Source organism: Aneurinibacillus thermoaerophilus (assembly GCF_019603355.1).
Taxonomy (GTDB): domain Bacteria; phylum Bacillota; class Bacilli; order Aneurinibacillales; family Aneurinibacillaceae; genus Aneurinibacillus; species Aneurinibacillus thermoaerophilus.
This window is the reverse complement of the sequence record NZ_CP080764.1, coordinates 3,498,486-3,524,057: the sequence shown is the minus strand read 5'-3', so window position 1 is coordinate 3,524,057 and position 25,572 is coordinate 3,498,486. Positions and strand designations below refer to the sequence as shown.

Sequence of the window (25,572 nt, the reverse complement as noted above, 5' to 3'; positions counted from 1 at the left end):
AAGCCAATTTTGGTCGGGGCAGGCGGCCGTGCAACTACTAGCCATGCACAGATTTTGAGAGGGAAGAGGAAGACAGTGTGTTTGTAAACATTCGCAATGTAAGCAAGCGGTATGGAAAAAAACAAGTGCTGCAAGAGGTAAATCTGGAAATTGCAGAAGGAGAAATGTTTGGAGTCGCGGGTCACAATGGTGCGGGCAAGTCGACATTGCTTTCTATTGTCGCGGCTGTCATGAAGCCAAACAGTGGAGAAGTGCTTATTGGCGGACAGTCCGTCCATGTGCTTGGCTCTCAGGCCAAACAACAAATCGGGTATGTGCCGCAGGAACTGGCGCTGTATCCTTCCTTGCGTGGCATTGATAACTTGGCCTTTTGGGGCAGGATGTACGGTCTGCGTGGAAAAGAACTTGCACAGCGCATGGATGAGGTGGCGGAAATCATCCATTTGCGCGACAGAATTCGTGAGCGCGTCGAAGCGTACTCCGGCGGTATGAAGCGACGGCTTAATCTTGGTGTGGCGCTGCTGCATCGGCCTAAGCTGCTGATTCTTGACGAACCGACGGCGGGAGTAGATGTCGGCTCCAGGAAACACATTTTAAAAGCTTTAAAGGAAATAAGCGAGCGGCGGTGCACGATTTTGTATACAAGCCACCATCTTGAAGAAATGAAGGCTTGTGATCGAATCGGCGTTCTGAAATCGGGGCGATTGGTCGCCGTTGGTACACCACAAGAGGTGCAACATGAATTGGAGGGGGAACAATATGGAGACGAAGAAAAAGAGTAAAAAATCAGTGATTATTGCGGTTGTCGTCGTATTGCTGGTCGCTTTCGGCGCTTACTTCGCGTATGCGTTTTTTGACGTATTCAAAAGCAACAAAACGATTTATTTAGAAGCAGAAGCGAAAGAGATGAACAACCTATCCAAGAAAGTGGAAGAGTACAACAAGCAATACAATGAGTACATCGCTCCTTACCTAGAAGGGGCCGTGGAACAGAAGATGGAAATTTCCAATCTAAATATAGATATGGAAGTTCCGGATCCGCAAGTTCAGAAAGTCATGGACCTTCTCAAAGATTCCAAGTTGATCATGGAATCGAAGATGGATGACACAAACAAGAAAAATTACGTGAAAGTTAATTTCAACGTTAAAAACAGCAATCTTATTGGTGCCGAATTTTTCTATGATGCTGAGAAACTAGCCTTTGGTGCTCCGGCTTTGTATAACAAATACGGTTACTTCAACTGGAAAGACAAAGCAGTTATCAAGCAAAAATACGACATGGACATTCCGGATAAAATACCTTCCCAAAAAGAATATGTGGAACTGATCCAGATTCCGAGCAAAGAATTAAAGCCGATTATACGTGAGTATGCCAAGCTTTACGCTGATAGCATTAAAGATGAGCAAGTAAGCGTGAAAAAAGGCGCGACGTTCGAAGAGAACGGCGTGAAATTGGCTGCCAGAGAAATTACAGTAACATTCACTCCTGAACAATACAAACAGCTTATGAAAAACATTGTTGAAAAAATTTCCAAGGACGAAAAATTACAGGATCTTCTTTATCCTCGTTATCAAAAATTAGTTGAATTAACAGGTAGTGGGAGATCGGAAGAGGATCTGCCAAAGCTGAGTAAAGAAGAATTCAAGAAGAAGTTCGCTGAGTTTAAAGAGGAAACGGATCGCTCCCTTAATAAGGCTGATTTTGGTGACGGGGTAAAAATGATCGTATACGTGGACAGAAATGATAATATTTTGAGCCGTACGATTGAATTTAACAACAAAAACGCCGGCCAAAAAGATGTCCTAAAACTTGCTAGTTTCCAAGACAACGAGAAGCAGGATCGTGTTGTTTTTAACGTGTCTTCTACGAAGTCAGGAGATAGGGAAAGCATCTTTACCATCACATATGTAAACAAAAAAGACGGTGACAACAGCAAAGGCAATGTAAAATTGAATGTAACCGAAAAAATGGGCAACACTCCTATGTCCGATTTTAAAGCGGATGCTGATTTTACGCTTGCCAAAGATGGAAACAAGGAAAATCAGGACGTAAATATTAAGCTGTATGTCAATGGCAACAATACGGATCCGATCGCGCTGGCATGGAAAGGAGCGACAACGGAGAACGACAAGGATAAAACACGTGCAGCCGACTACAAAGTAGAAATCAATCTGCCGAAAAATGATCCGACGATGCCGCCGACGATGCCGAAAAAAATAGGGTTTACTATTAAGAACGATGAGAAGTTCGATGTAGGAGAAGTAAAGCTTCCGGCGCTGGGTGTACAGAATAGCATTAATCTGGCAACGCTGACGGATCAGCAAATGATGCAAATTCAGCAGGAAATCCAGAGCAGTGTCGGCCAGTACGTGATGAAGAACATGCAATTATTCCAGCAACTTGGCATTATGCCGCCAGGGGCCGGAAATATGGTACAGTAAGGAAAAAAGAGCAACGGGAAGGGACCGATAAGGTGCCTTCCCGAATTTGTATACAGGTAGGTTTTCATCTTGCGACTTATCACCATTATTTTGAAAGAATGGATGTTGTACTGGAGAGATAAAAAGGCGGCCCTGCTGCTTTTCCTGATGCCGCTTTTTTTTATCTGGCTTTTTGCGCAGGCGTTGTCTCCATACTTGTTTTCCAGCCGTTACAGTCAGACGTTTGCGATCGCGTTTGTCGACGAAGACCAAACGTTAAACACGCAGATGATTAGCCAGCAGCTAGAAGAATTGGACTACATGAAAGGATTTATTACTGTGCACCGTGTGGACAGGAAGCGCGCAATGGATATGCTGGCGCAGAACCAAATCGCTGGCTGCATTATTATTCCTAAAGGGTTTACAGCAAGCCTATACAGCGGGGATAATTTCCCGGTGACCTTTATTGGAAATAGAAGCCAAAAGGTACAAGCCGATCAGGCAAAGAATCAGCTAATCAGTGCGACGAATGATTTGTCGGCCGGACAGAGCGGCGTGAAGGCGGTCTGGTATGCGGCGCGTGACGGAGGTGCTACCCCCCAGCAACTTGACCGCATTTTAAAAGAGAGTGTGTTTGATTTTATGACGAGGGCGCTAGGTCGCAATGAAATTTATGATGAGGTGACGCTCGCCACGATCCCCGATGTGAGTTTTCCCGAGTATTTTACGGCGGCGCTGACCATAGTATTTGTCAGTTTTCTTGGCGTTCGCGGCAGTCGTTTGCTTGCGGAAGAAAAGGAACTGGGTGTGCTGGATCGCTTCCGGACGCTTCCGGGCGGGGTTTTATCTTTGTATGTCGGAAAATTTATCGCCATGTTTCTTTTGCTTTTGTTGCAAACGGCGCTCATTGTAGGGATGGCCAGCCTCATGTTTAAAAATTATCTTGGCGCGGCGCCGTTGTCTTTTATTCTTGTGTTTTTCGGTACGGCATTTTCGGTTGCGGCATGGTCGTTCTTGCTTGCGGTGATCGGCCTTTTTTCCAGAGGAGCGGAATTGCTCGGTTATGTGGGAACGTTTTTTCTGGCGCTGATCGGCGGTAATATTTATCCGCTTTTTTCCCTGTCGGAAAGCCTGCAGACAGCGAGTGACTTTACATTTAACAAGTGGGCGATGCACGGGATGTTAAAAGTTTTTTCGGGGAATCATTCTTTATCGGTATGGCCCGAAACAATGATGCTGTTAGCCATAGGCGGAGCATTGCTTGTGGCGGCGGTCGTGCTGTTGCCCCTGACCGGGAGGAAATAGATGTACGGGGTACTACAAGTTTTATGGTTGCGTATGCGATTGATTTTACAGGATAAGATGTTTCTTGTGTTATTGCTTTTGTTTCCGGTTCTGTTTGTGTTTATTTTGGGGGCGACCCAGAGCTTTCGGAAAGAGCCGGTGATTCCAGTAGCGGTGGCGGACGAGGACAATAGTGAATATTCCAGGCTGATCGTTGATCGCTTTGCCCGAAAAGAAGGAATTCGAGTACTTCGCGTGACCAGTGACGAGGCCTATCGTCTGGTAGAAAACTACCGGGTAGAAGCGGCGTTCGTCATACAGAAAGGTTTTCAGGATGCGGTATTGGAAGAAGAGACGGATAAGACGATCAAAATGGTAAAAAACCCCGGTTCATTGTCTTATGGGATTCTTGGCGAGATGCTAGGCAGTGAAGTTATGCGTCTGTCTGCCAATACAGGCGCGGCAAATCGCGCAGAGGAATGGTACAGGCTCTACGGGCTGACGAGTAATGAACCGGAGAGGTTATGGGAGCGGGTATGGAAGTATGCTGATTCCCAGTGGACTCCGAAACCGTTGATGACAATTAATTACAAAGAGATGGAGGCCGGGGGTGTGCAGTCTGTTACGCGCCTGACCCGTGTATCCGTAGCGGCATTAACTGGAATTGGCGCACTTTTGGTGTTTATGATGATGTTCGTGGCGCTGCACAGCAGGTGGCTGATCGAAGAACGAGAAAACGGTACGCTGAAACGGATGATGTCCGTTCCGGGCATGTTTCGAACCTTCTATCTGGGCAACATTGCCATGCTGTTCACGTTATCTGTATTTCTAGCGGCGCTGTGCGAAGCTGTGGCGCGTTTTTGGTTTGATGCAAGCCTGCTATACCATCCGCTGCAATCTATTATTCTTGGCGCTTATATTCTTGCTGTTATTGGACTTAGTATGCTTTTTGCAACGTTGCTGCCGACGCCGCAGCAATTGCAGACCACCGCACCGCTTCTGGCTTTGCTGACAGGTTTTGTAGGCGGTTGTTTTTGGCCTTTTCTTCCGTTGAATGGATGGATTAAAACGTTATCACTGTTGACGCCACAGGGATGGGCGTTGGACGGGATGAAGGCGCTGCTCGTTAATGATTATAGTATAGGCCAGGTTACACAAACTGCTGGAACGTTGGCAGGTATCGGAGTGTTTTTGTTGGTGTGGAGCTTCTACGTCATCCGTTACCGGGTTTTTGCTGGGTAAAATATCCCTTTTCCTTCGCGGATTGCTAACAAGTACGTCTCTTCTTTCCGGGCTTTGTTGACTTCCTGCAAAGAAGCGATTTTTATCGGCACCGCTTTGACAAAAGCGGTGTCCGCAAACGTCGATACCATACAAGCTGTCCCCGTCTGGATTATGGCTATTTCTTATATATCCATGATTCGATACTTTCGCCCACGCATGAAGTTCACCGTCATATTGAACGATAAGGGATGTGGCTGATCTGCCAACTTTGCCTTTCCATTCTGCTAGCATAGCCCCTTCGGGGAACATCTCGACATGTGCTTTGATTTGTTCACGGCTCTACTATAATTCTTCCGGGAAAGGCGGAGGAAACGCTTTCCTCTGTACATCCAGCAAGTCCTCAAAATCATCCTCCAGTGCGTAGTAATTGTCACTGTATCTTTCCCTCTCATAAAAAGATAGCATAGAGTCACGTTGACTTTGACATAGCAGCTTTCCCGCTCTGTTTTGTTATTTATTATAGTTTTTTGCTTTATACCAACAACTATGGATTATACAAAGAAAATTTACCTCTTGCGTTTTTATTCAGATAATTTTATGATAACAGATAAATAAACAAATTCGGAATTGTAGTTCCGAAATTCGGAACAGGGGGATTTGATGGGCGGAAACAAAACAGTTGTTAAATCGCTTGAAATTCTAAAGTTATTTTATGAGCATGACCGGCTTACGCTGCAAGAGATGGTAGAAATTTCAAATATCCCAAAAACATCCGTTTATCGTCAGGTGAAATCGTTAGAAGAAATGGGGTTGCTTACGCGCGACATAGACGGTAAGTACAGGCTGGGGCTAATTTTTATAAAACTTGGACAGCTTGTGGCTGATCGGCTTGATATTAGGCAAGTTGCGCTTCCTTTTATGCACAAGTTGCGCGATGAAATGGGAGAGGCGGTCAATTTAATTGTGCGTGAAGGAAATGAAGCGATTTATATCGAGAAAGTGGATACAAAAAAACCGGTTCGTCTCTATACGCGTGTAGGGCGCCGCTCTCCGCTGTACGCCGGGGCATGTTCACGAATCTTGCTGGCGTTTATGCCACCGGAAGAAGCTGAACAATATATTGCACAAACAGAATTGAAAGCGATTGCTTCCGGAACAATTACAGATAAAGAGCGTTTGCGCCAGGTGATTGTCGAGTCGCAGAAAAACGGGTACTCCGTTAGCTATTCGGAATTAGAGGATCATTCAGCGGCTGTGGCGGCCCCGATTTACAATCATAAAGGAGAAGTGGTGGCCGGATTAAGCATGGCTGGGCTTGAGGCCCATTATGCGCCTGATAAACTACCTCCGCTTATTAAAAAGATTAAACAAACCGCCCGGGAGATTTCCCTGCAATTGGGCTGGAGGGATGAATAACGAGCGAGGTGAAACGCATGAAATTATTTCCCCTCGGAGACGCCGCTATTGTCGTTGAATTGGGTAGTGTGATTAATGAAGAAACCCATTGTAAAGTTCGGGCGTTATCCGAATATCTGACGCGGCATCCGCTTCCAGGCATGATAGAATATATACCCGCATTTACGACGGTGACGGTGTTTTATGATCCATGCCGCGTATTGGCTAACAGCGGAGCGGAAACGAAGACATTTGTTTCGCCTTATCAAAAGATGCGTGCCATGCTGGAAAATATTTTATCTGAATTACAGGATAAGACAGTGGAAAAAACGCGCGTTATTGAAATTCCGGTATGCTACGGCGGTGAGTTCGGGCCGGATCTGGGGTTTGTAGCCGAACACAATGGGCTGACTCAGGAGGATGTTATCCGTATTCACAGCAGTGCTGAGTACCTTGTATACATGATTGGTTTTGCGCCAGGATTTCCTTATCTTGGGGGAATGCCGGAACAAATCGCCACACCGCGCCGTTCATCGCCGCGCCTGTCAATTCCGGTCGGTTCTGTTGGCATTGCTGGTAAGCAAACAGGCGTGTATCCGATTGCAACACCTGGCGGTTGGCAGCTTATTGGCCGTACGCCGCTTCCGTTGTTCATGCCGGACAGTGATCCGCCGACACCGCTTAAGGCAGGGGATCGGATTCGTTTCCGGGCTATTTCCCGGCAGGAGTATGATGAATGGAAGGAGAGGGGCGCATGCGGATAAAAGTGCTCAGGCCCGGATTGTTGACTACCATTCAGGACTTAGGTCGTTACGGATTTCAGAAGCAGGGGATTATTGCAAGCGGAGCGATGGATCCGTTTGCGCTTAGAATGGCGAATTTGCTTGTTGGCAATGAGGAAAACGCTGCCGCACTGGAAATTACGCTGATGGGGCCGCGCCTGGAATTTGAATCCGATACACTTATCTCGATCTGCGGCGCTGATTTGTCACCGGAAGTAGATGGCAAGCCGATTTTGTTATGGCGGCCAGTATATGTGAGAGGTGGAAGCGTGCTTGCATTCCGAGGTTGCACGTCCGGGTGCCGAGCGTATCTGGCGGTGGCAGGCGGTTTTAATGTAGAGAAGGTATTAGGAAGCCGCAGTACATATTTACGTGCGCACATTGGAGGATATAAGGGTAGGGCATTGCAGGAAGGAGATAGGTTGGAATTTGGGGAGCCATCCGAATGGGGGGCCTGGCAAATGCGGATGCTGGCCGCGGCAGGAGGAAGATCAGCGGACTGGACGATAAGCTCTGAGGTTTTTCCCGCATACGGAAAAAATCCAGTGGTACGGGTGATCCGCGGCGCGCAGTTTGACTGTTTTACCCCGGAAAGCCGGCAGCAATTTTTTGCTTCCGCGTTTCGGGTGACGCCACAATCGGATCGGATGGGATATCGGTTGCAGGGGCCGCAACTTTCGCTTGCTGATCCCCTTGAAATGATTTCAGAAGCGGTGGCGCCGGGAACGATACAGGTACCGTCTGAAGGCCAACCGATTGCCTTGCTGGCAGACAGACAAACAGTTGGCGGATATCCAAAGATCGCCCAGATTATTTCGGTAGACCTACCCGTTATTGCGCAGGTAAAGCCAGGGGAGAAAATTCGGTTTCAAGAAGTTTCTTTGGAAGAAGCGGAGATGCTGTATCTTACCCGCGAGGAACAGATTCAGCAGGTAAAACAGGGAATTGCCCTGCGCTACCAGTAGCACGATACACGATGTAAGGAGGAATACCATGTATAGAGTAGATATCAATTGTGATATGGGCGAAAGTTTTGGCGTTTATGAGATGGGAGCGGATGAGACAATCCTGTCGTTTGTGACCTCCGCAAACATCGCCTGCGGATTTCATGCCGGCGGCCCTGCTGTTATGCGCCGGACGGTAGAAATGGCTCTTGAGAAAGGTGTAGCGATCGGCGCGCATCCGGGTTTGCCGGATTTGGAAGGGTTTGGCCGCCGCAATATGGATATTACGCCGCAGGAAGCGTATGACATGGTGGTATACCAAGTGGGTGCGCTGTATGGCTTTGTGAAAGCGGCAGGAGGTAAGATGCAGCATGTGAAACCGCATGGAGCATTGTACAATATGGCCGCGAAAAGCCCGACACTTTCGGAAGCGATTGCTGAAGCGGTATACAAAGTAGATCCTGACTTGATTCTGTTCGGGCTTTCTGGAAGCGAACTGGTGAAAGCGGGGGAAAGAATCGGGCTTCGTACAGCCAATGAAGTATTTGCCGATCGTACCTATCAACTTGATGGCTCCTTGACTTCACGACGCGAACCGAATGCACTGATTACAGATACAGAAAAAGCTGTATATCAGGTTATCCGTATGGTTAAAGAAGGGAAAGTGCATACTGTTCAGCAGCAGGATATTGATATTCAGGCGGATACGGTTTGCATTCATGGGGATGGTGCACATGCGTATGAATTTGCGAAACAGCTCCACACTCTTCTTGGGGATGCGGGTGTCATTGCGAAGGCTATTGGAGAGGTGTAGATACATTTATTTTTTAATAACAACATAGAAGGGAGTAACCGTATGATCAAGTTAATAGGGATATTGGTTGTTGCACTTGGGTTTGCCTTTCGTTTTAATACCTTGCTAGTTGTTATGGTGGCCGGCATTGTAACCGGTTTAGTATCAGGGATGTCCTTGAATGAAGTTATGGCCTTATTCGGTAAGTTTTTCGTTGAAAACCGGTACATGTCCCTAGCCATTGTGTTATCACTCCCTGTAATTGGAGTACTTGAGCGGTACGGGTTAAAAGAGAGGGCTGAAGCATTAATTAGAAAAGCAAAAAATGCGACAACAGGTCGTGTACTCCTAACATACTTGCTTATTCGTGAAGCATCAGCGGCTATTGGATTGAATATCGGTGGACATGCACAAGCGGTACGACCGCTGATTGTACCAATGGCGGAAGGAGCCGCTGTTGCGCGGTATGGTAACATCTCAGAGAAGACGAGAAGTGAAATCAGAGCTTATGCAGCTACAGCTGAAAACACAGGGTGGTTCTTTGGTGAAGATATTTTTATTGCAACAGGGGCCATTTTACTCATGAAGGGATTTTTCGATTCTCTGGGTATGGATGTAGACATATGGGACATGGCGTTATGGGGAATCCCTACCGCATTGGCCGCTTTCTTTGTAAGTTGGATTCGTTTTCATCGTTTGGATAAACGAATTGCAAACGATGCACAAAACAGTCATGCTGAGTTTGTTCAGCAGGATGAGAAAGGGGCGTAAATATGAAATTGCTCACATTAGATACGCTTTACTATTTGACAGGTCTTATTATTGCGTTTATTGCGATTCGTGTAGCATTAGATAGAAATCATCCGAATCGTATAGGTTCGGGTATGTTCTGGGGAATTTTTGCTGTAACCTTTTTATTCGGCAATCAGATTCCGCCGCTTTATGTTGGGTATCTTGTTTTAGTCATGGTTGTACTCGCCTCTATTGGCAAAGTAACAAAATCTAATGAAAAAGAAGCGGATGTAGAAGAGCGTGCAGGGCATGCTGAGCGTTTGAAGAATAAGGTCTTTATTCCTGCTATTTTAATTCCTCTTCTTACAGTTGTCGGAACATTTACACTTGATAAAATTAATTTTGGTTCTGTTTTGTTAGTTGATCCGAAAAAAGTGACGTTGATTGCGCTGGGATTGGCTATGATTATTGCGACGATAACTGCGTTGCGCATTACGGGCGCAAAAGCGACTGTTCCAGTGACAGAAGGAAGCCGTTTGATGCAGGCAGTAGGTTGGGCAGTTATTTTGCCGCAAATGCTGGCTGCGCTTGGTGGTATTTTTGCGAAGGCGGGCATCGGTGAAGTAGTATCCGGTATTGTGGGCGATATTCTGCCTACTCAATATGCGTTTGTTGCTGTAGCTGCTTATTGTTTAGGCATGATGCTGTTTACAATAGTAATGGGAAATGCGTTTGCGGCTTTTGCCGTAATCACCGGGGGAATCGGAGTTCCGCTTATTGTGAATATGCATGGTGGAAATCCGGCGATTATGGCTGCACTTGGTATGTTTGCCGGTTATTGTGGTACGCTGATGACACCGATGGCTGCTAACTTTAATATTGTTCCAGCGATGTTGCTTGAACTGAAAGATAAGAATGCGGTTGTAAAAACGCAATTGATGACGGCAATTCCTGTTTTTATTATTAACATGCTGTTAATGTATTATCTTGTTTATCATTTCTAGTCATTTAAATAAAAGGCGATAAGGGGATGCAGCAATGAAACACGTGTTGATTACAGGTTTTGAGCCTTTTGGTGGGGAAACGGTAAACCCGTCGCTTGAAGCCGTGAAACAGTTAGACGGTAAGAAGATTGATGATTATGTAGTGGTGGCCCGTCAGCTTCCTACTGTATTTCATGAATCAATAGCCGAATTAGAAAAATATATAGAAGAGTTAAAGCCGGAAGTTATTATTTGTGTGGGACAGGCAGGTGGTCGTCCGGATATTACGGTCGAACGTGTAGCAATTAACGTGGATGATGCGAGAATAGCAGATAATAGAGGCAAACAGCCTGTGGATGTGCCGGTTGTGATGGGAGGCCCGGTTGGATATTGGGCGACGCTTCCAATTAAGGCTATTGTTAAAAGGCTACGTGAGCAGGGGATTCCGGCTTCGATTTCACAAACGGCAGGTACATTCGTCTGTAATCATGTATTTTATGGATTAATGCATATTCTGAATACATCGGAAAAAAAAGCGCGCGGAGGATTTATTCATATTCCATATCTTCCACAACAGGCTGTCGCCCATCCAGGACAGCCAAGTATGCCGCTTAATATGATTGTAAAAGGACTGGAACTTGCTGTCGAAACGACTCTTACTCATGAGCAAGATATAGTAGAGGTGGGCGGACAGACGCACTGATTTTCATTATAGATTAAGATACGAAAGGTCATGACAAATTGTGTCATGGCCTTTTTTCATGTGGAGCGTGTAGCACGTCGGTCGAACCGGCAATTCCTGCAAACTTTTCTTTTTATTTAAAATTATTATAAATTTGTTGACATTGTAAAGATGATAAATTAAAATGATTACAAATAATATTTATAAAAATATCCTGTGGAATCATGGGGTGACATGAATGAAGGGTGTGTTGCGGGATTCACGTTTTCAAAAATTAATATTCGCTAATATTCTTTCCTCTATCGGCTCAGGTGTGACTATGATCGGAGTTCCCTGGCTTCTGGTAAATCGGGAGGACGGCGCTCAGATTTACGGATATGCGGCATTCTGCATGACGGCTTTTCTTTTTTTTTGCGTCACCGTATATCGGTGTATTTATTGATAGAATGTCGCGGAAGAAGGTGTTGCTGTTTAGCGAGGGATTTGGCTTCATAGCCGCCGCTTTTTTTGCAGCATGGGGTTTTGGAGCTGGAGCCTATGAAACATGGCACCTTCTCGGCATATACGCCGTCAGTTCTTTTTACTATGCGTTGCATTATCCGGCCCAGTTCGCGTTTAACCAAGAGATTTTCACGAAAGAGCAGTACCAAGAATTGAACAGCGTGATGGAAATTCAGAATCAGGTCGCTTCCATGCTGGCGGGCGGCCTGACGAGCGTATTCATTGAAAGGATTGATTTTTTCTGGATTTTATTCGCGAATGCGTTGACCTATGCCGGAGGATTTGCACTGCTTTCCCTTGTTCCCTACAGGCTTTCCGGACAGCAAATGAATGTATCGAAGGCTTCTGTTTGGTCAACGATGAAAGAAGGATTCTTTTATCTTAAAGATAAGCCGCTGTTCATTGTTTTTTACGTAAGCTCGCTTATGCCCTTTGTCGGTGTTATGGTCGGCAATTATCTGTACCCGGTGTATATTGCGAAGACGCTCGGAGCGGACGGTACGGTAATGGGATTGGCGGATGCGATAGATGCGGTTGGTGCGGTTTTGGGCGGATGTATCATTCCACTGATGCTAGGTAGAATAGGGCCTTTTCGCACGGTTTTGTTTACGGTTTGCGCTTATACGGCTGGTACGATTCTTATCGCTATTTTTCCCGCGGTTCTTCTTTTTCTTGCGCTGGATGTCATTCTAGGTTGGGGAAATGCCGGTTCTCGTGTCGCGCGGAACACGATTATGATGAATGAAGTACCTAATGAATTTATGGGACGGGTGAATAGCTTTTTCTCGGCGATAGGAATGTTACTTAGAATTAGTTTAATCGGGTTGTTTGCGCGGACGGTTTCCTATACAGGCGCTTCCTTTTCGCTTTTGGTAATGGGAGGGCTGCTTCTTATAGCTTGCATCGGTGTTTTGATAAGCCGGAGTTTATTTGCGCGAAATGTACCGGCTCTGTCAAAAACTTCGTAATAACGTTTGCTATAATGAGAATAAGATTTTCTAAAGCAAAGGAGAGAGCCATGGCACGTATTTTTATTATTCTTGGCAGTATAAACCTATTTTTATCGGTAGCGCTCGGCGCGTTTGGCGCCCATGGATTGGAAGGAAGAATCGCAGAACGACTGTTTGAAGTTTACAAAACAGGTGTCCATTATCATATGGTACATGGTCTTGGCCTGTTGGCGGTCGGTGTGTTCGGAGAACGCCTGACCGCCGGGATGGAGCAGTTGAGGCTTGCCGGCTGGTTTTTGCAAGCCGGGATTTTATTCTTCTCATTTAGCTTGTATGCTTTAGCCTTGACTAATATTGGCTGGCTCGGAGCGATTACGCCTATCGGCGGCGTTTGCTTCCTGATCGGCTGGATTTTTCTGGCGGTTGCCGCAGCAAAAAAATAGCCTATAGCCATTGTGCCCAGTAATGTTCTGCCACATCCACAATATCGAATGCTTCTCCGACCATGAATGGGGCAAGAATATGGGCCCGTATCGTTTTTACATCGGGTATGTCTTCGATAACGGCGCGTCCACCGTTTTTCCCGAGCAGGAGTTTGCCGCGGAAAGAGGCAGCGAGCGGCAACGGGTACAAAGAACGGATGACATCTTTTTGACAGGTGGCGACCGCGCCTTGCGAAAGGCTGAAAGAATCCCTTGTGATGACGAGTATGCCGTCTTCGCGTTGCAAAATTTCTTTTACCGAATAGAGAGCAGCAGGAGCTTCAGGCGATGGAGCGATTCGGATATATTTCGCATTCTTCGGCGGAGAATGCGGATGGAGCCGGATCGTTCTTTTTTTGTAGTTTAGCTCTTGAACTTGTACCCATGGTCGGGCGTTTCCTTCGATTTTCAGACCCTGGAATGTCATGACGTCGGCTTCGATGCAGGCGCTGGCGAGAATTTTGCCGGTGCGGTCGGTTCGGATAAAGCCGCAACGTCCGCGAATCCGCCATTCTCCGAATCTCGTGTGGATGCACATCGTCTGCGTCAGCGGGCTATAGGCCCAGAAGTCAAGCCAGCCATTTGTAAGTTCAGTGGCAAACGCCATAACTGCACTTCCGCGCGTGGCTAATCTGTGTATAGTTTGAATACGTAAAGCACTCTTTGTTTTTCTGGTATGGATAAGGGCGACGTATTGCTTGGCAGGGCGGCGACTGCGCACGATAAGAACAGGATGGTGTTCTTTTCCTGACAGCGTCGGATACGTTCCGATAATGATATGATCGTCCGGATCGGTGAGGCCGTGCCAAGTCAACGTAAACCCTTCTTCAGATTCCCAGCAGGCCTTTACACAGGGGAGAAGTGGCTCGTATTGCCGGATTCCATAGATAAATCCGTATCCGTTATTCGGCGCTGGTGTCCAGTATTGTGCTTTTTCCTCTTCGAGCAGCGGCGAGAACGTCTCTCCTATTGTAAGTCGTTCTCCGAAGCTGTTTCCGGGTGTGTCGAAGTACGGTTTTTCCCGGGCATTTATCCCGGCAAGCGTCCAAGCGTCATTCGTTTTGCATTCTTTTACGCCGTCGAGCCGCAGTTCCGCCTTTTCATGAAAACTACGCCATGTATAGTCGCATATTTCAGCTCCCTGAATATAAAATAAGTCAACCAGGTAGGAAGAACCGTCAGGCAGCGGCGCAAGCGCTGCCATGCGCTGATAAGCATCCAGTCCATAGAGACCGGGCGCTTTTCCTTCGTATGCCGCTACGTGCGGCGATTCGTAGAGAAGCGAAACCTCTCCGCCGGGAAAAGGTTTGTAAAGTTGCCCTTTTTTCATCTCTTGATCTTCATTAACAACAACGGTATTGTGGGCGATGGATTTGGTTGCCCATCCGTAATGTCCGTTGGAACCGTATGTGCTGTAGCCGATATCGGCAGAGATTTCTTTTCCGTACACATAATAATTATAGGCGAGTACATCGTCATGCGCGTGCGTATGATTGGCGCCCGTTCTCATCAGGATGGTTGTGTCATTGGCGTCCCTGAGAATGCCGACGCCTGCTTGCCCTGCGAGCGTTGTTCCAGCAGGCCAAGTAAAACGTCGAGGTGTTAAGCACGGGTGGAACAAAAATAAATCCATCCCTTTGTCCCCCAGCTCTGGGCGGGCAGATGTACAAGTGCGCTGCAACATGTCAAAAGCTTCTTTTTGGATGGCCGGATCCGGAGAATAATGATAGAAGTGAAGCGCGGCGCGGTATATGTCAGCGGCCGTCTTAGGATCAAGCTTGCGGTCGCGTCTCCGGTCCTGTCCCCAGTCGCCGTAGCAGGGCAGGTGGCCCTGACACAGCATTTCTGCGGGATTTTGTACGGCGAAGCGGAAAAAGCGTTCACTGGCAAAAGGATGAAATGCGCGCAATTGCTCCGGGGAGGCGGCCCGTATCGCAAGAAGCGCCATGTCGAGGAAGACGGTAATCGTAAACATGGAATAGCCATAGGAGCCTTCGAAGTACATACCGTCCCGACCGACCGCGTTGGAAAGGAAGACTTCCGTCGCTTTGATGCCCCACTTTTGATAATCTGGCTGTTCCGTGACAAGTCCTACTGCTAGCATTGCCCGGACACCGTCGGCTTCATGGTTATGCAGTTCAGTTAGATTTCCTCCTTTCAGGTCGTATGCTGGGCCTCCGGGTTCTGTCAACATATAATCATTCAGCATTCGTTCGATGTTTTCCCGGAATGTTCCCGGTCGTCCGAGCAACGCGAGTGCCGGAGAGGGGGTATCCATTTCTTCCAGGTGATAGAGCCAGTCATAATTATGGGCGAGAAAAACTTTAACCCGATGCACCACGCTAGTCAAAAGGTGCAGCCGCCCCATTTCCGCCTTGCTCTGGAACGGAGTAAAATCGCGCGGGCCGATCGTTTCCGGGAAAATGGCCGCAAATGCATCCAGAATGACGAGCGCTTTTTGAGCGTACTTTTTTTCTCCAGTCAGCATGTACGCATATGTCAGCTTGGTGACCATTCCTTCATGATCGCGCACGCCTCCAAGCAACCATCCCGCAGTGTGAAAATTCCACACCCCGATAGGATAGTAAGCCTTACCTTCCCGCAGGAATCCTTCTCCATCATCCGGAAAATCTTGATTCGGCAGAATGGAAGCACAGGACGGGCAGGTCAGATTTTTTTCTGGAAACCGGGAAAGAAAGCCACCGCCTATTTCCGGAGAGGAAGGAAACGCTCCCTTGCAGTAGGGACAGCCGGATATGCCATAAGCAAATGCCTGTCCCTGCATAGAGAGCACGCACCGGTAAATGTCTTCATCCCTGTATTCGGATAGAAAATGATCGCAATGCTTGTGTAACGTTTCAAGCCGCTGCTTTACCCAGGGATGATTCTGGCTATTTTTTTGCGCCATCGTAATGTTTTCGGGCGTGAAATAGAAGCCTAGCTTTGGGATTGGCTTTTGCATGTGTGTTCCCTCCTTTTGGATATAGAAAAAAACGCGACACGTGTGGAACAGAGAAAAGGTAGATAGGCAGCATACGCGAGTTTTTCTTAATAGATTAGGAACATGGCTGTTGAAATGGCACAGTTAGCTAGCATCGGTCTTCGTCCATATATTTTTGGAGCATCGCATTAATCTGTCCGCCTAAAATCAGGATCATTGCCGAAAGGTAAAACCAGATCATTAAGATAATCACGCCCCCGAGACTGCCGTATGTTAGCGAATAGTTGCTGAAGTTATTTACGTAGTAAGAGAAACCGTACGATACGGCAAGCCAGCCAAAACCGGCGAACAGCGCACCGACAATGGCTACTTTCCCATTCACGTTGCATTTTGGTGCAAAATAGTATAGGAAGGCGAATAGGCTGAACAGGAATAGAAGACTGACGACCCAGCGCAACAAACGCCAGGTAAACAAAATGTAGTAAGGTATATGCATTCGCGAAGTAAAAAACGTCTCAATCATTTTTCCGAATACGGGTAAAATCAGCGTCATAAAGATAGCCAACACCATGCCGATGGTAAATAGAATTGCCAGCAGGCGCGACGTAAAATAAGAGCGCTCGTCGGCTACTCCGTATGCCCGATTCAGCGCCACAATAATCGCATGTATGGCGCTCGACGATGTCCATAGTGTGCCTGCCAGGCTGAGAAACAGCAGCCAGCCGCGCCGTGTGTTTAAAAAACTGTGCAGATTGCTTTCCAGCAGTTCGGTCACTTTTTCCGGGGCGATAATCCGAATGATTGTCAGCGCATTTTCCGTTGAAATTGGCATATATCCGATCAGCGTAAAGGCAAAAATAAAAAAAGGAAAAATAGAAAGCAAAAAATAATAGGCCAACTGAGCGGACATACCGGAAACATCGTCCTTTATAAAACGGTCCACCAATTCCTGGCCAAACTGGATAAGCCGGTGTTTTTTTCGTTTTTTATCCATACCCGATCTCCATTGACATGTAGGGTTATTTATAGTTATTTTACCACTATGCTCATTTTATGCCATTAGGTTTATGTTCATTATTATGCTATTCGGTTACAGGGTAGAAGATAAATACGGAGGGACATTATCGTGACAAAAGTGTTTCTTGTGCGGAACCGCCGCAAACGCCTAGAACAGGGACATCCTTGGATTTTTCGGAGTGAAGTGGAAAGAATCGAAGGGGAATTCACGCCAGGTGATATTGTTGAAGTGGTAAATCATCAGGGTCACTTCCTCGGTAGAGGATATATCAACCCCGAGTCGCAAATGATTGTACGTTTACTTACGACAAAGCAGGAAGAAGAAATCAATCAGGAGTTGTTCATATCTCGCATCCGGCAGGCATGGAGCTTCCGCCGTCGGTTTCTTCCGGACATTCGTTCCTGCCGCGTATTATACGGAGAGGCTGATTTTATGCCAGGTCTTGTAGTGGACAAGTTCGAAGACGTACTTGTTGTCCAAATTCTTTCTCTTGGAATGGAAGTGCGTAAAGAGTGGATTTTACATGCACTTTTGGAAGTATTCTCCCCGAAAGCGATATATTTGCGCAATGATGTGTATGTCCGCGAGCTTGAAGGGTTGGAACAGGAAAAAGGGTTCTGGTACGGCGAATCGGAAACGGAAATCCAAATCGAAGAGAACGGGTTGAAGCTTATCGTTGATATTGAACACGGTCAGAAAACCGGCTATTTCTTCGACCAGCGTGAGAACCGCGCCTCCATCGCTCCGCTCATGACCGGTTGGGGAGAGGCGCACGGTATCCGCATGCAGGAAGTGGAGATTGATGGCAAAAAAGAAATGTGGCCGGTGGATCGCCGCGGAAAGATTGTAAAAAATCCGTTCTGGGACGGTGCCGAGGTGCTGGATTGTTTCACACACACTGGCTCTTTTACATTGAATGCTTGCAAGTATGGTGCCAAAAAAGTAACCACGCTTGACATTTCGGATCACGCGATTGAGACAGCTAAACGTAATGTTCAGTTAAATGGGTTCCTGCACCGGGTCGAGTTTGTCGTGGCAAATGCGTTTGACTACCTGCGGGAAGCGGCACGAGAGGGAAGGCAGTGGGACGTTGTAATTCTCGATCCGCCCGCGTTCGCCAAATCGCGCAGTGCGGTAAAAGGTGCGCTGCGCGGCTATAAAGATATTAACTTGAACGGCCTTAAGCTTGTGCGGGACGGCGGCTATTTAGTAACAGCCAGCTGTTCTTACCATATGAGTCTAGAATTGTTCGAGGAGACGATTCAGGAGGCGGCGATGGATGCGAAAAAAATTCTCCGTCTTTTGCGTTGGAGCGGTGCAGGCGTTGATCATCCGAAATTGACGGGCGCTGATGAAGGCGATTATTTGAAATTTGCCATTTACGAAGTACGGTCAAGAGTATAGGGCTTTTCCCATTCCACTTTTTACATTTACTTTAAGCTTTCACTGGCAGATTTATGAGGAGATCTACAAATGTATGCTCCTACTTTTTCTTATACTTTTCTAATGTTTAGCTCTTTTTTGTTACTGGGTTGAGTCCATATAATGGTGTAAAAATGATCAGTTTCAAAAAAGAAGAGCCATCATCAGAAATTCACGTAGAATAGAAGTTGGCAAAATTTATATTACGAAAAGGAGATACTAATATAGCTTAATATCACATTACTATAGGTTGTGAACGCTCCCCCACTTAGCTATCGCTTGAAGTGGGGGTTTCTTGGTTGTTCAGTTACATTTTATTTTCGTTGATCGGGAGTCGTGCAAAAATTCCGGGGGATCGACGACATTTTTACTTTAGAAAGAAGACAGGAGAATGTGTGAGAAAGAAAGGGGATGATGCGAAAAAAGAAGTGTTGTTTTTGTGGAATAAGAAGGATTTTTTGAGGATATGAAGAAATGAAGTTTCTAGCGCTAAAGAAGCAGCCCGGCATATAGTAATGTGCCGGGCTTTATTCATTGTAAGTCTATTCTGATTTCTTCTTAGACTTTACGATTAGTACTTCGACTTTTGATTTTCATACATTCTTTTTTGGCTTTGCGTCGCTTCGTTCGTGCAAGCTTTCCCGCACCGGGAGCGACATGAAAAGCACAGCGAACAAAATTAACGATCCACCAATGAAGAAAGAGGGGCTCAGATCCTCTTTCAGCAATAACCAGCCTAGCAGCGCGCCGACCACCGGTTGAAAGAAGAAGAACATGGAACCGGTGCCCGCTTCCACGAGCTGAAGCCCTTTATTCCATAAATAGAATGCGCCCGCCGTAGACACAATCCCAACATACAACACAGCAAACCATGTAGACCATTCATCCAGATTTTGCACTGGCAAGAAGCCCCACTCTACCACCATCACCGGCGTCGTGAACGTAATTGCCCAAAAAATGGAATATGTCGTTACCACAAGCGGTGAATAATGAAGCGATGCCTTCTTTGCCAGTACTGACAATAGCGCCCACGTAATCGCAGCTCCAATGAGGCAGAGGTTCCCGATAAACGTTTTTACATTTCCGGTTAGATTGTTTTCCCAGCCAACTACAATAACGACACCGATCATCGCAAGCAGCAGCGATACCAATTTGCGCAAGGTGATGGACTCTCTCAGCATCCGAAACGCAAACAGCACGATAAATACGGGACTTGCGGATGTCAAAATCGCACCCATATGGGCCGAAGACAGCCAGGTTCCGATAAATTGTAACCCAACGGACAAAAAGTATCCGACAAATCCGATCGACAAAAATAGACGCCAGTCCTTGGATAGCGGCTGTTTCTCGCCGCGCTGCGCTACAAAATACCAGAGAAAAACAAATCCTATTACATAACGCAGCCACAGCAGTGTAAATGGGGGAAGAGAATCGAGAACCATTTTGCTGACAACGTACATGCCGCCCCAGATGCTTGCGGCGGTGCCTAAAGCGAGATATCCTAGCCATGCTTGCTTATTTTTGTTCATTATGGTAATACCTCCGTTCGCTTATTTCTTTTTTCGCGTAACGGGGTATCGCTGTCCCCGTTACATTACGCGAACAGCGGGTACATCACATTCTTGGCGAACCTGCTTCATACATATTCCTCCTTCGACATAACTTTCCATTTCTTTACATTCTCTCATATTTCTCGTTTTCTTCCAACAAAAAATTCTCTTGATCGCGCAATCTAACAAGATCAGCGCCTACAATTGCGTGAATTGTCGCACGATTTTTGTTTTTTTTCGCTTCCTTTTATTTTATACTAAAGTCACCAACAACAAATAAGCAATGTCTAACCTATCACTGAGACTATATAAAAACAACGAAAAAACAGGTATATTCCCCCGTACCTTTTATTTATAGATAATATGACCGATAATAAGCCGTCATGCGACAGTTTTGATAGGGATAAGTCAAACGTTATGATGAAGTATACTTTAGAGGAGGAATGAAAAATGAATCACGATTTCAATGAGGAAGTTTTTACTTACTACAAAGAAGGTGTACTGACCGAGATTGGTCTGAATGGAAGGGTTAGCCGTGAAGGAGATGATTCGTTGTATTTGCACCTGAATTATAGTGAAGACTTACGAAAGGCAACATATGAGTCTTGCGTGATGCGGACGGACAGACGGGGAGCTGGTGAAGAGATAGCATGGTTCATGGTGTCAGTGGAAGCTTATGGGAAGGCAGGAATGGAGTACTGGGATACAGGTTGAACGAAAGACAGGCCTTTCTTTTTCTTGTCCTTTTACGGACCGTTTGTGAATGCCTCCACAGGCGAAGCCGAGCGTTTAATCTTTCCCCTCCTGCTTTTTCCAAATTTTATCCTTTTCACCTTTTCCTCGTTTGTATAGCTTTTCGGACGATTTGTTATAATGGAAGAAAAATTGTCTGGAGATGGCTATGAATCCAATTTTACAGGTACAAAACCTTACGGGTGGGTATAGTCGAAAACGCCCGGTCATCCATAATATTACGTTTGATATTTATCCGCGCGAAATGATTGGACTTATTGGCTTGAACGGCGCGGGCAAAAGCACAACAATTAAGCATATTCTCGGGTTGCTTCAACCGGCGGAAGGGTCGGTTCGTATTCACAACCAAACGCTGAAAGAAGCGCCGGAGTTATACCGCGCGTCTTACACATACGTTCCAGAGACACCGCTTGTGTATGATGACTTGACGCTGTGGGAGCATCTTGAGCTGACAGCGATGGCGTACGGATTGGAACGCAAGGTATTTGAAGAGCGGGTCGAGTCATTGCTTGCAGAATTTAATATGCAGGACAAAAAAAGGATGTTTCCGCAGCATATGTCCAAAGGGATGCGGCAGAAAATGATGATCATGAATGCATTTCTTGTCCGTCCTGTGCTTTATATTATCGATGAACCGTTTGTCGGACTTGATCCGCGCGGAATCCGTTCGCTGCTGGAATTAATGGTGAAAATGAAGAATACGGGCGCGGCGATTCTGATGAGTTCGCACATCCTTTCAACCGTTGAGCGGTATTGCGACAAATTTATCGTACTTCATAATGGCCGTATCCGCGCTGCAGGTACGCTGGAAGAGATTCGCCGACAGGCGGGAATGGCAGCCGCTTCGTTGGACGATGTGTTTTACGAACTGACAAAGGATGGGGCCAATGATGGACGCTAGGCATCTTTGGCGCAGGCGGATAGAAGCGTTCCAGAAGGAAGCGCTTGGCTATGCTCGTTATGTTGCAAATAGCGGAATGATTGCTTTTCTTGTCTTCGCGTTTATTTTAGCGGCGTATTATTATTCACAGGCACTTGGGAAAATTCCGCGCTCGTATCCGGTTGAATGGTTGATTGCGTTCTTGTTTTCTGTTCTTATGACAGCAGGGACGGTACGTACGTTCTTGAAAGAAGCGGATTTGGTCTTTTTATTGCCGATAGAGAGCCGGATGGGCTCGTATTTCCGGGCTTCTATCATATATACATTGTTTTGGCATACGCTGTATATATTTTTGTTTCTGCTTGCGGTGTGGCCTTTATATACGCATCGGATGGGGGAAAAAGCGGAGTCGTTTCTTGCACTGCTTGTTTTCTCGCTTGTATTAAAGGGTGTAAACTTGCTTTGCAAGTGGCAGGAGGAGCGCCTGCGAGAACAAAGCAGGAGAGCTTTATGCATGCTCGTTCGCTGGATAGCGAATGCGGCTATTTTATTTATGCTGTTCTCACACGGGTTTATCCCGGTTGTTATGCTGGTTACAGGCGCGTTTCTTTTGGCAGCTTTTTTCTGTTATAGGGGCTTGGCGCATCAGGCGATTCACTGGGAGCGCCTTGTACAGATCGAAAAAAGAATGCAGGCGAGATTTTATACGTTTATCACCCAGTTTGTCGATGTGCCGCACATTGCAAACCGGGTGCAACGCCGTTCCTGGGCAGCGGCTTGGGCAGACCAGCTGCCGTTTACCAGGGGAAATGCATATGCTTATCTGTATAGAAAAGTGTTCGCGCGTTCCGATTTGTTGCCGATGTTTCTTCGTCTGACAGTTATCGGCTGGATCGTGATCGCATTCATTGGCGAAGCTTGGGGAAAAGTGGCTGCCTATTTTATCATCTTGTCCCTGACAGGGGCGCAGCTTTCGATGCTACGCCAGTATTATCGGTATGTATTCTGGCACCATATTTATCCTGTTCCGGCTGGGACAAGGCAGGATGCTGTTGTGCGTGTGGTATTTATGCTTTTACTTGTACAGGCGCTGGTTTTGTATACTGCGGTGTTTATCCCGTTTATGCCGGGGTGGCACTGGCTGGCTGCCCCTGTTATTGGCGTTAGTTTTTCTTATGTATACAGCTGGAGAGTGTTACGTAAAAAGGTGTAAGCAGAATAACGGAAAGCAAGACAACAATTTGTTTCCTTTAGGCAAATTATTTGCCTTAAACGCAATAAGTTTTATTTACCCTACAATGCTAGACCTCGGCAAAAAGGTTTCTCTAGACCCACACAAAATTTTTCTGGTAGCATATTTATACAGGAATGGCTGGAGGTCTAGTTGCATGGAAGAGCAATACAATAACTTGAAAATAGGGGAACGAGGTGCCTGGGTTAGCATTATTGCTTATCTTACGCTATCTGCTCTTAAGCTGATTATAGGATATCTATCCAACTCAGAGGCGTTGATGGCGGACGGTTTAAACAATACGACTGATATTATAGTGTCGGTTGCGGTGCTAATCGGCCTTCGTTTTTCCCGCAAACCGCCGGACGAGGATCACCCTTACGGCCATTGGCGCGCGGAGACAATTGCTTCATTGATGGCTTCGTTCATTATGATGGTGGTAGGGATGCAGGTATTGTACAACGCCGGGCGTTCCATTGTGGATTTTCGGGCAGAGACGCCGGATGCATTGGCGGCGTGGACGGCTGTAGGATGCGCCCTGGTGATGTATGGTGTGTACCGTTTTAATTGCAGGCTCGCTTTGCGGATTAATAGTCAGGCTATGATGGCTGCGGCGAAAGACAATCTATCAGATGCTTGGGTAAGCATTGGCGCGGCTGTCGGTATTTTTGGTTCTCAGTTTGGTATGCCTTGGCTTGACCCGCTAGCGGCGGTCGTTGTCGGGTTTATGATCTGTCGTACAGCGTGGGAAATTTTTCGGGATGCGACACACAATCTGACGGATGGTTTCGATGAGCAAAAACTTATGAAATTGCGCCAGACCATTGAAGAAATACCGGGAGTGAAAGCGCTAAACGATATAAAAGCGCGCGTGCACGGTAACAATGTGCTAGTAGATGTGGTTATTTATGTTGACCCTGATTTGAACGTTATAGAGAGTCATCATATTACGGAAGCGATTGAGAAAAGAATGCAGGAGGAACATGGCATTATCAGTGTGCATGTCCATGTCGAGCCGTGGGAGAAATAAGAACCAGGGAGGCGACCTGCGATGTAATTCGTGAGCAGTGTTTGGGGGGATGAGGCTGGACAGGAGAAGAGAGAGGCCTTCCGTCTTTTTCTTTTCTCCTGTTCTTTCAATGCATTAGAATAAAGGGGACATTTACTTTGATATAGACTCAACTTCTGCAAGTCTTTTTCTTACATAATCCACAAAAATATTGTTTTGTTGCAGTTCAAAAATGATGATAGATTTGCGGAAGAATTCAATGGCCTGTTCCTTGTTGCACAAATGAAACAAGTTCTCTCCTTTTTGATAATGTAGCTCTCCAAATAGGTACAAATATTCATGCTGTAGACAGAGAGAAATTCCCCGTTCGCAATATTCCAGTGATGAAGAGAAATTGCCTAGTTTGGTAAGTACTTTGGCATAATTATAAAATAGTCTGATGTATATCGTATAATCTTGAACAAGCGTCACGTTGCTCATGTGTTTGATGGCGGTCGAGAAGATTTCTGCTGATTTTGTGAATTGTTTTTCTTCACTGTAAATGATGCCGATGCTATTCAAAATTTCCACTTCTTTTTCCGTATAGTTATCCGGGCTTACAGCCATGTTAAGCGCCTGATGCAGTAAATCCAAACTTTTTTGTGTGTTCTGTTCCGTGTAATAGGCGCAAATTCCTTCATGCCAGACGAGGAATTGCCGGTTTTTCCGATTTTGGAAAATCGGATTGTTTTTTTCCGCTTTAATAAGGATAGCCACTTCCTCATAATTTCGTTCTCGGATAAGTTTGCGAATTTGATAGAAGAACTCCTGAACATAAGTAAATCTTGGATTTTCCATTCGGTCAAAAAAGTAATCGAGCGTAATTCCTAATCGCTTGGCGATATAGTAAAGAATTTCGGCGGAAGGAATCACTTCTCCCTTTTCGATTTTGCTGATAAGTGCTTGAGTACAAATTCCTTTCGCTAGCTCTGTCTGTGAGATGTTAAGATACTTCCTGATTTCCCGGACGACTTCTCCGATTCTTTGAGTACTCATGCATAGCTCCTATATAAATATTTTTATAGATTATCGCGTATTTTTGAGAAAAAGCTAAAAAAAACTATTTTTTTCTCGAAAAATACTCTATTAGCCTAAATTCGTAAATATATGTAATATATTATGATAGTACTAACATATGTCTCATAATTTTCCAAGTTGAAAGGAGGGTATAAGACAGTGAAGAGGAAAATTTTTTCACTAGGAATGACGGCCCTTTTACTTATTAGTATTAACGGAATTTTTAATAGCAAAGAAGTGGAAAAAGAATCAGTAAAAAATGCTCAGGACCCCTCAGCCGTTATGCTTCGTCTTCCTTATCAACATTGATGGGCTGCTAGCTGAAGGGGGAGGAAAAGAAATGAGAAAAAAGTATTCATTGGAGTTTAAACGTGAAGTGGTCAAAGACGCACTCTTGCAAAAAAGCTTGAGCCTGGTGGCGAGAAAATATAGATTAAACAGCAAAATGATTTATCGTTGGGTTCATGAATATAAACAAGGAAAATTCAGTTCATAAATGATAGGCAGCAAGCGGTGAAACACATAGTTCACCGCTTTCC

25 protein-coding genes and 1 pseudogene are annotated in these 25,572 nt (G+C 46.0%); 21 read left to right on the top strand and 5 right to left on the bottom strand.

Annotated elements, in window-relative coordinates; all coding sequences use genetic code 11:
- Positions 1 to 77 precede the first annotated feature (77 nt).
- From K3F53_RS18035 to K3F53_RS18020, 4 genes are all read left to right on the top strand, one after another.
- The gene (locus K3F53_RS18035) at positions 78 to 782 is read left to right on the top strand and encodes an ABC transporter ATP-binding protein (protein WP_220559212.1); all 705 of its coding nucleotides are present in this window, start codon (positions 78 to 80) and stop codon (positions 780 to 782) included.
- Positions 760 to 2,442 (top strand): DUF6583 family protein, encoded by a 1,683-nt coding sequence (locus K3F53_RS18030; RefSeq protein WP_220559211.1) that lies wholly within the window; start codon positions 760 to 762, stop codon positions 2,440 to 2,442. The genes K3F53_RS18035 and K3F53_RS18030 overlap by 23 nt, the downstream gene beginning before the upstream one ends.
- A 69-nt stretch (positions 2,443 to 2,511) precedes the next feature.
- Complete coding sequence (locus tag K3F53_RS18025; RefSeq protein ID WP_057897323.1) at positions 2,512 to 3,726, top strand: ABC transporter permease; 1,215 nt, start codon at positions 2,512 to 2,514, stop codon at positions 3,724 to 3,726.
- The gene (locus tag K3F53_RS18020) at positions 3,727 to 4,947 is read left to right on the top strand and encodes an ABC transporter permease (protein WP_057897324.1); all 1,221 of its coding nucleotides are present in this window, start codon (positions 3,727 to 3,729) and stop codon (positions 4,945 to 4,947) included.
- Here K3F53_RS18020 and K3F53_RS18015 read toward each other — a convergent pair.
- On the bottom strand, positions 4,926 to 5,078 hold the full coding sequence (locus K3F53_RS18015) for a hypothetical protein (RefSeq protein WP_156423979.1): 153 nt from the start codon (positions 5,076 to 5,078) through the stop codon (positions 4,926 to 4,928). The genes K3F53_RS18020 and K3F53_RS18015 overlap by 22 nt on opposite strands.
- A gap of 508 nt (positions 5,079 to 5,586) precedes the next feature.
- Here K3F53_RS18015 and K3F53_RS18010 point away from each other — a divergent pair.
- The 10 genes and pseudogenes from K3F53_RS18010 to K3F53_RS17970 all read left to right on the top strand — a co-directional run bounded on the left by K3F53_RS18010 (position 5,587) and on the right by K3F53_RS17970 (position 13,134).
- Positions 5,587 to 6,345, top strand: coding sequence for an IclR family transcriptional regulator (locus K3F53_RS18010; RefSeq protein ID WP_091260781.1), 759 nt, complete (start codon positions 5,587 to 5,589; stop codon positions 6,343 to 6,345).
- A gap of 17 nt (positions 6,346 to 6,362) precedes the next feature.
- Entirely contained in the window at positions 6,363 to 7,088 is a 726-nt protein-coding gene (gene pxpB / locus K3F53_RS18005; protein ID WP_057897326.1) for a 5-oxoprolinase subunit PxpB, read from the top strand.
- Positions 7,079 to 8,071 carry a 5-oxoprolinase subunit C family protein gene (locus K3F53_RS18000; protein WP_057897327.1) on the top strand — a complete coding sequence of 331 codons (993 nt, stop codon included), beginning with the start codon at positions 7,079 to 7,081 and terminating at the stop codon, positions 8,069 to 8,071. The genes pxpB and K3F53_RS18000 overlap by 10 nt, the downstream gene beginning before the upstream one ends.
- Before the next feature lie 28 nt (positions 8,072 to 8,099).
- A complete protein-coding gene (locus tag K3F53_RS17995) occupies positions 8,100 to 8,864 on the top strand; it encodes a LamB/YcsF family protein (RefSeq protein WP_057897328.1) in 765 nt (254 codons plus the stop codon).
- A 42-nt stretch (positions 8,865 to 8,906) separates the two neighbouring features.
- Complete coding sequence (locus K3F53_RS17990) at positions 8,907 to 9,614, top strand: DUF969 domain-containing protein (RefSeq protein WP_220559210.1); 708 nt, start codon at positions 8,907 to 8,909, stop codon at positions 9,612 to 9,614.
- 2 nt (positions 9,615 to 9,616) lie between these two features.
- Positions 9,617 to 10,579, top strand: coding sequence for a DUF979 domain-containing protein (locus K3F53_RS17985; RefSeq protein ID WP_057897330.1), 963 nt, complete (start codon positions 9,617 to 9,619; stop codon positions 10,577 to 10,579).
- 34 nt (positions 10,580 to 10,613) lie between these two features.
- Positions 10,614 to 11,261: a pyroglutamyl-peptidase I gene (gene pcp / locus K3F53_RS17980; RefSeq protein ID WP_091260786.1), complete on the top strand. Its 648-nt coding sequence runs from the start codon at positions 10,614 to 10,616 to the stop codon at positions 11,259 to 11,261.
- A gap of 392 nt (positions 11,262 to 11,653) precedes the next feature.
- Positions 11,654 to 12,190: pseudogene (locus K3F53_RS19810) on the top strand (MFS transporter); the annotation flags it as partial.
- On the top strand, positions 12,167 to 12,709 hold the full coding sequence (locus K3F53_RS19805) for an MFS transporter (protein ID WP_340399940.1): 543 nt from the start codon (positions 12,167 to 12,169) through the stop codon (positions 12,707 to 12,709). The pseudogene K3F53_RS19810 and the gene K3F53_RS19805, both read left to right, overlap by 24 nt.
- A 50-nt stretch (positions 12,710 to 12,759) precedes the next feature.
- Positions 12,760 to 13,134 carry a DUF423 domain-containing protein gene (locus tag K3F53_RS17970; RefSeq protein ID WP_220559208.1) on the top strand — a complete coding sequence of 125 codons (375 nt, stop codon included), beginning with the start codon at positions 12,760 to 12,762 and terminating at the stop codon, positions 13,132 to 13,134.
- 1 nt (position 13,135) lies between these two features.
- Here K3F53_RS17970 and K3F53_RS19970 read toward each other — a convergent pair whose 3' ends face one another.
- Complete coding sequence (locus K3F53_RS19970) at positions 13,136 to 14,806, bottom strand: heparinase II/III domain-containing protein (RefSeq protein WP_409338417.1); 1,671 nt, start codon at positions 14,804 to 14,806, stop codon at positions 13,136 to 13,138.
- A 1,456-nt stretch (positions 14,807 to 16,262) separates the two neighbouring features.
- On the bottom strand, positions 16,263 to 17,108 hold the full coding sequence (locus K3F53_RS17960) for a YihY/virulence factor BrkB family protein (protein ID WP_057897334.1): 846 nt from the start codon (positions 17,106 to 17,108) through the stop codon (positions 16,263 to 16,265).
- A gap of 132 nt (positions 17,109 to 17,240) precedes the next feature.
- On the opposite strand from K3F53_RS17960, the gene K3F53_RS17955 reads away from it, so the two are divergent.
- Positions 17,241 to 18,536, top strand: a complete 1,296-nt coding sequence (locus K3F53_RS17955) for a class I SAM-dependent rRNA methyltransferase (RefSeq protein ID WP_220559206.1) — start codon at positions 17,241 to 17,243, stop codon at positions 18,534 to 18,536.
- A 611-nt stretch (positions 18,537 to 19,147) separates the two neighbouring features.
- Here the strand turns inward: K3F53_RS17955 and K3F53_RS17950 are convergent.
- Positions 19,148 to 20,083 (bottom strand): DMT family transporter, encoded by a 936-nt coding sequence (locus K3F53_RS17950; protein WP_057897336.1) that lies wholly within the window; start codon positions 20,081 to 20,083, stop codon positions 19,148 to 19,150.
- A gap of 471 nt (positions 20,084 to 20,554) precedes the next feature.
- Here K3F53_RS17950 and K3F53_RS17945 point away from each other — a divergent pair, with 471 nt between their 5' ends.
- From K3F53_RS17945 to K3F53_RS17930, 4 genes are all read left to right on the top strand, one after another.
- Positions 20,555 to 20,818 carry a hypothetical protein gene (locus K3F53_RS17945; protein ID WP_220559205.1) on the top strand — a complete coding sequence of 88 codons (264 nt, stop codon included), beginning with the start codon at positions 20,555 to 20,557 and terminating at the stop codon, positions 20,816 to 20,818.
- A 187-nt stretch (positions 20,819 to 21,005) separates the two neighbouring features.
- Entirely contained in the window at positions 21,006 to 21,758 is a 753-nt protein-coding gene (locus K3F53_RS17940) for an ABC transporter ATP-binding protein (protein WP_057897338.1), read from the top strand.
- On the top strand, positions 21,745 to 22,950 hold the full coding sequence (locus K3F53_RS17935) for an ABC transporter permease (RefSeq protein WP_175493615.1): 1,206 nt from the start codon (positions 21,745 to 21,747) through the stop codon (positions 22,948 to 22,950). The genes K3F53_RS17940 and K3F53_RS17935 overlap by 14 nt, the downstream gene beginning before the upstream one ends.
- A 175-nt stretch (positions 22,951 to 23,125) precedes the next feature.
- Positions 23,126 to 23,998: a cation diffusion facilitator family transporter gene (locus tag K3F53_RS17930; protein ID WP_057897340.1), complete on the top strand. Its 873-nt coding sequence runs from the start codon at positions 23,126 to 23,128 to the stop codon at positions 23,996 to 23,998.
- Between the two features lie 132 nt (positions 23,999 to 24,130).
- Here K3F53_RS17930 and K3F53_RS17925 read toward each other — a convergent pair whose 3' ends face one another.
- Positions 24,131 to 25,012, bottom strand: a complete 882-nt coding sequence (locus K3F53_RS17925) for a helix-turn-helix domain-containing protein (RefSeq protein ID WP_220559204.1) — start codon at positions 25,010 to 25,012, stop codon at positions 24,131 to 24,133.
- A gap of 180 nt (positions 25,013 to 25,192) precedes the next feature.
- Here K3F53_RS17925 and K3F53_RS17920 point away from each other — a divergent pair, with 180 nt between their 5' ends.
- Together K3F53_RS17920 and K3F53_RS17915 are read left to right on the top strand one after the other, a co-directional pair.
- On the top strand, positions 25,193 to 25,342 hold the full coding sequence (locus K3F53_RS17920) for a hypothetical protein (RefSeq protein WP_220559203.1): 150 nt from the start codon (positions 25,193 to 25,195) through the stop codon (positions 25,340 to 25,342).
- A gap of 31 nt (positions 25,343 to 25,373) precedes the next feature.
- Positions 25,374 to 25,529 carry a helix-turn-helix domain-containing protein gene (locus K3F53_RS17915; protein WP_162264982.1) on the top strand — a complete coding sequence of 52 codons (156 nt, stop codon included), beginning with the start codon at positions 25,374 to 25,376 and terminating at the stop codon, positions 25,527 to 25,529.
- Positions 25,530 to 25,572: the final 43 nt, after the last annotated feature.

What these genes read in the sequence shown, in the direction of transcription:
- K3F53_RS18030 (WP_220559211.1), top strand. Translation starts at nt 760, where the DNA reads ATGGAGACGAAGAAAAAGAGTAAAAAATCAGTGATTATTGCGGTTGTC.
- K3F53_RS18020 (WP_057897324.1), top strand. Translation starts at nt 3,727, where the DNA reads ATGTACGGGGTACTACAAGTTTTATGGTTGCGTATGCGATTGATTTTA.
- K3F53_RS18015 (WP_156423979.1), bottom strand. Translation starts at nt 5,078, where the DNA reads ATGGTATCGACGTTTGCGGACACCGCTTTTGTCAAAGCGGTGCCGATA.
- pxpB (WP_057897326.1), top strand. Translation starts at nt 6,363, where the DNA reads ATGAAATTATTTCCCCTCGGAGACGCCGCTATTGTCGTTGAATTGGGT.
- K3F53_RS18000 (WP_057897327.1), top strand. Translation starts at nt 7,079, where the DNA reads ATGCGGATAAAAGTGCTCAGGCCCGGATTGTTGACTACCATTCAGGAC.
- K3F53_RS17995 (WP_057897328.1), top strand. Translation starts at nt 8,100, where the DNA reads ATGTATAGAGTAGATATCAATTGTGATATGGGCGAAAGTTTTGGCGTT.
- K3F53_RS17990 (WP_220559210.1), top strand. Translation starts at nt 8,907, where the DNA reads ATGATCAAGTTAATAGGGATATTGGTTGTTGCACTTGGGTTTGCCTTT.
- K3F53_RS17985 (WP_057897330.1), top strand. Translation starts at nt 9,617, where the DNA reads ATGAAATTGCTCACATTAGATACGCTTTACTATTTGACAGGTCTTATT.
- pcp (WP_091260786.1), top strand. Translation starts at nt 10,614, where the DNA reads ATGAAACACGTGTTGATTACAGGTTTTGAGCCTTTTGGTGGGGAAACG.
- K3F53_RS19805 (WP_340399940.1), top strand. Translation starts at nt 12,167, where the DNA reads ATGCCCTTTGTCGGTGTTATGGTCGGCAATTATCTGTACCCGGTGTAT.
- K3F53_RS17970 (WP_220559208.1), top strand. Translation starts at nt 12,760, where the DNA reads ATGGCACGTATTTTTATTATTCTTGGCAGTATAAACCTATTTTTATCG.
- K3F53_RS19970 (WP_409338417.1), bottom strand. Translation starts at nt 14,806, where the DNA reads ATGGATTTATTTTTGTTCCACCCGTGCTTAACACCTCGACGTTTTACT.
- K3F53_RS17960 (WP_057897334.1), bottom strand. Translation starts at nt 17,108, where the DNA reads ATGGATAAAAAACGAAAAAAACACCGGCTTATCCAGTTTGGCCAGGAA.
- K3F53_RS17950 (WP_057897336.1), bottom strand. Translation starts at nt 20,083, where the DNA reads ATGAACAAAAATAAGCAAGCATGGCTAGGATATCTCGCTTTAGGCACC.
- K3F53_RS17945 (WP_220559205.1), top strand. Translation starts at nt 20,555, where the DNA reads ATGAATCACGATTTCAATGAGGAAGTTTTTACTTACTACAAAGAAGGT.
- K3F53_RS17940 (WP_057897338.1), top strand. Translation starts at nt 21,006, where the DNA reads ATGAATCCAATTTTACAGGTACAAAACCTTACGGGTGGGTATAGTCGA.
- K3F53_RS17935 (WP_175493615.1), top strand. Translation starts at nt 21,745, where the DNA reads ATGATGGACGCTAGGCATCTTTGGCGCAGGCGGATAGAAGCGTTCCAG.
- K3F53_RS17930 (WP_057897340.1), top strand. Translation starts at nt 23,126, where the DNA reads ATGGAAGAGCAATACAATAACTTGAAAATAGGGGAACGAGGTGCCTGG.
- K3F53_RS17925 (WP_220559204.1), bottom strand. Translation starts at nt 25,012, where the DNA reads ATGAGTACTCAAAGAATCGGAGAAGTCGTCCGGGAAATCAGGAAGTAT.
- K3F53_RS17915 (WP_162264982.1), top strand. Translation starts at nt 25,374, where the DNA reads ATGAGAAAAAAGTATTCATTGGAGTTTAAACGTGAAGTGGTCAAAGAC.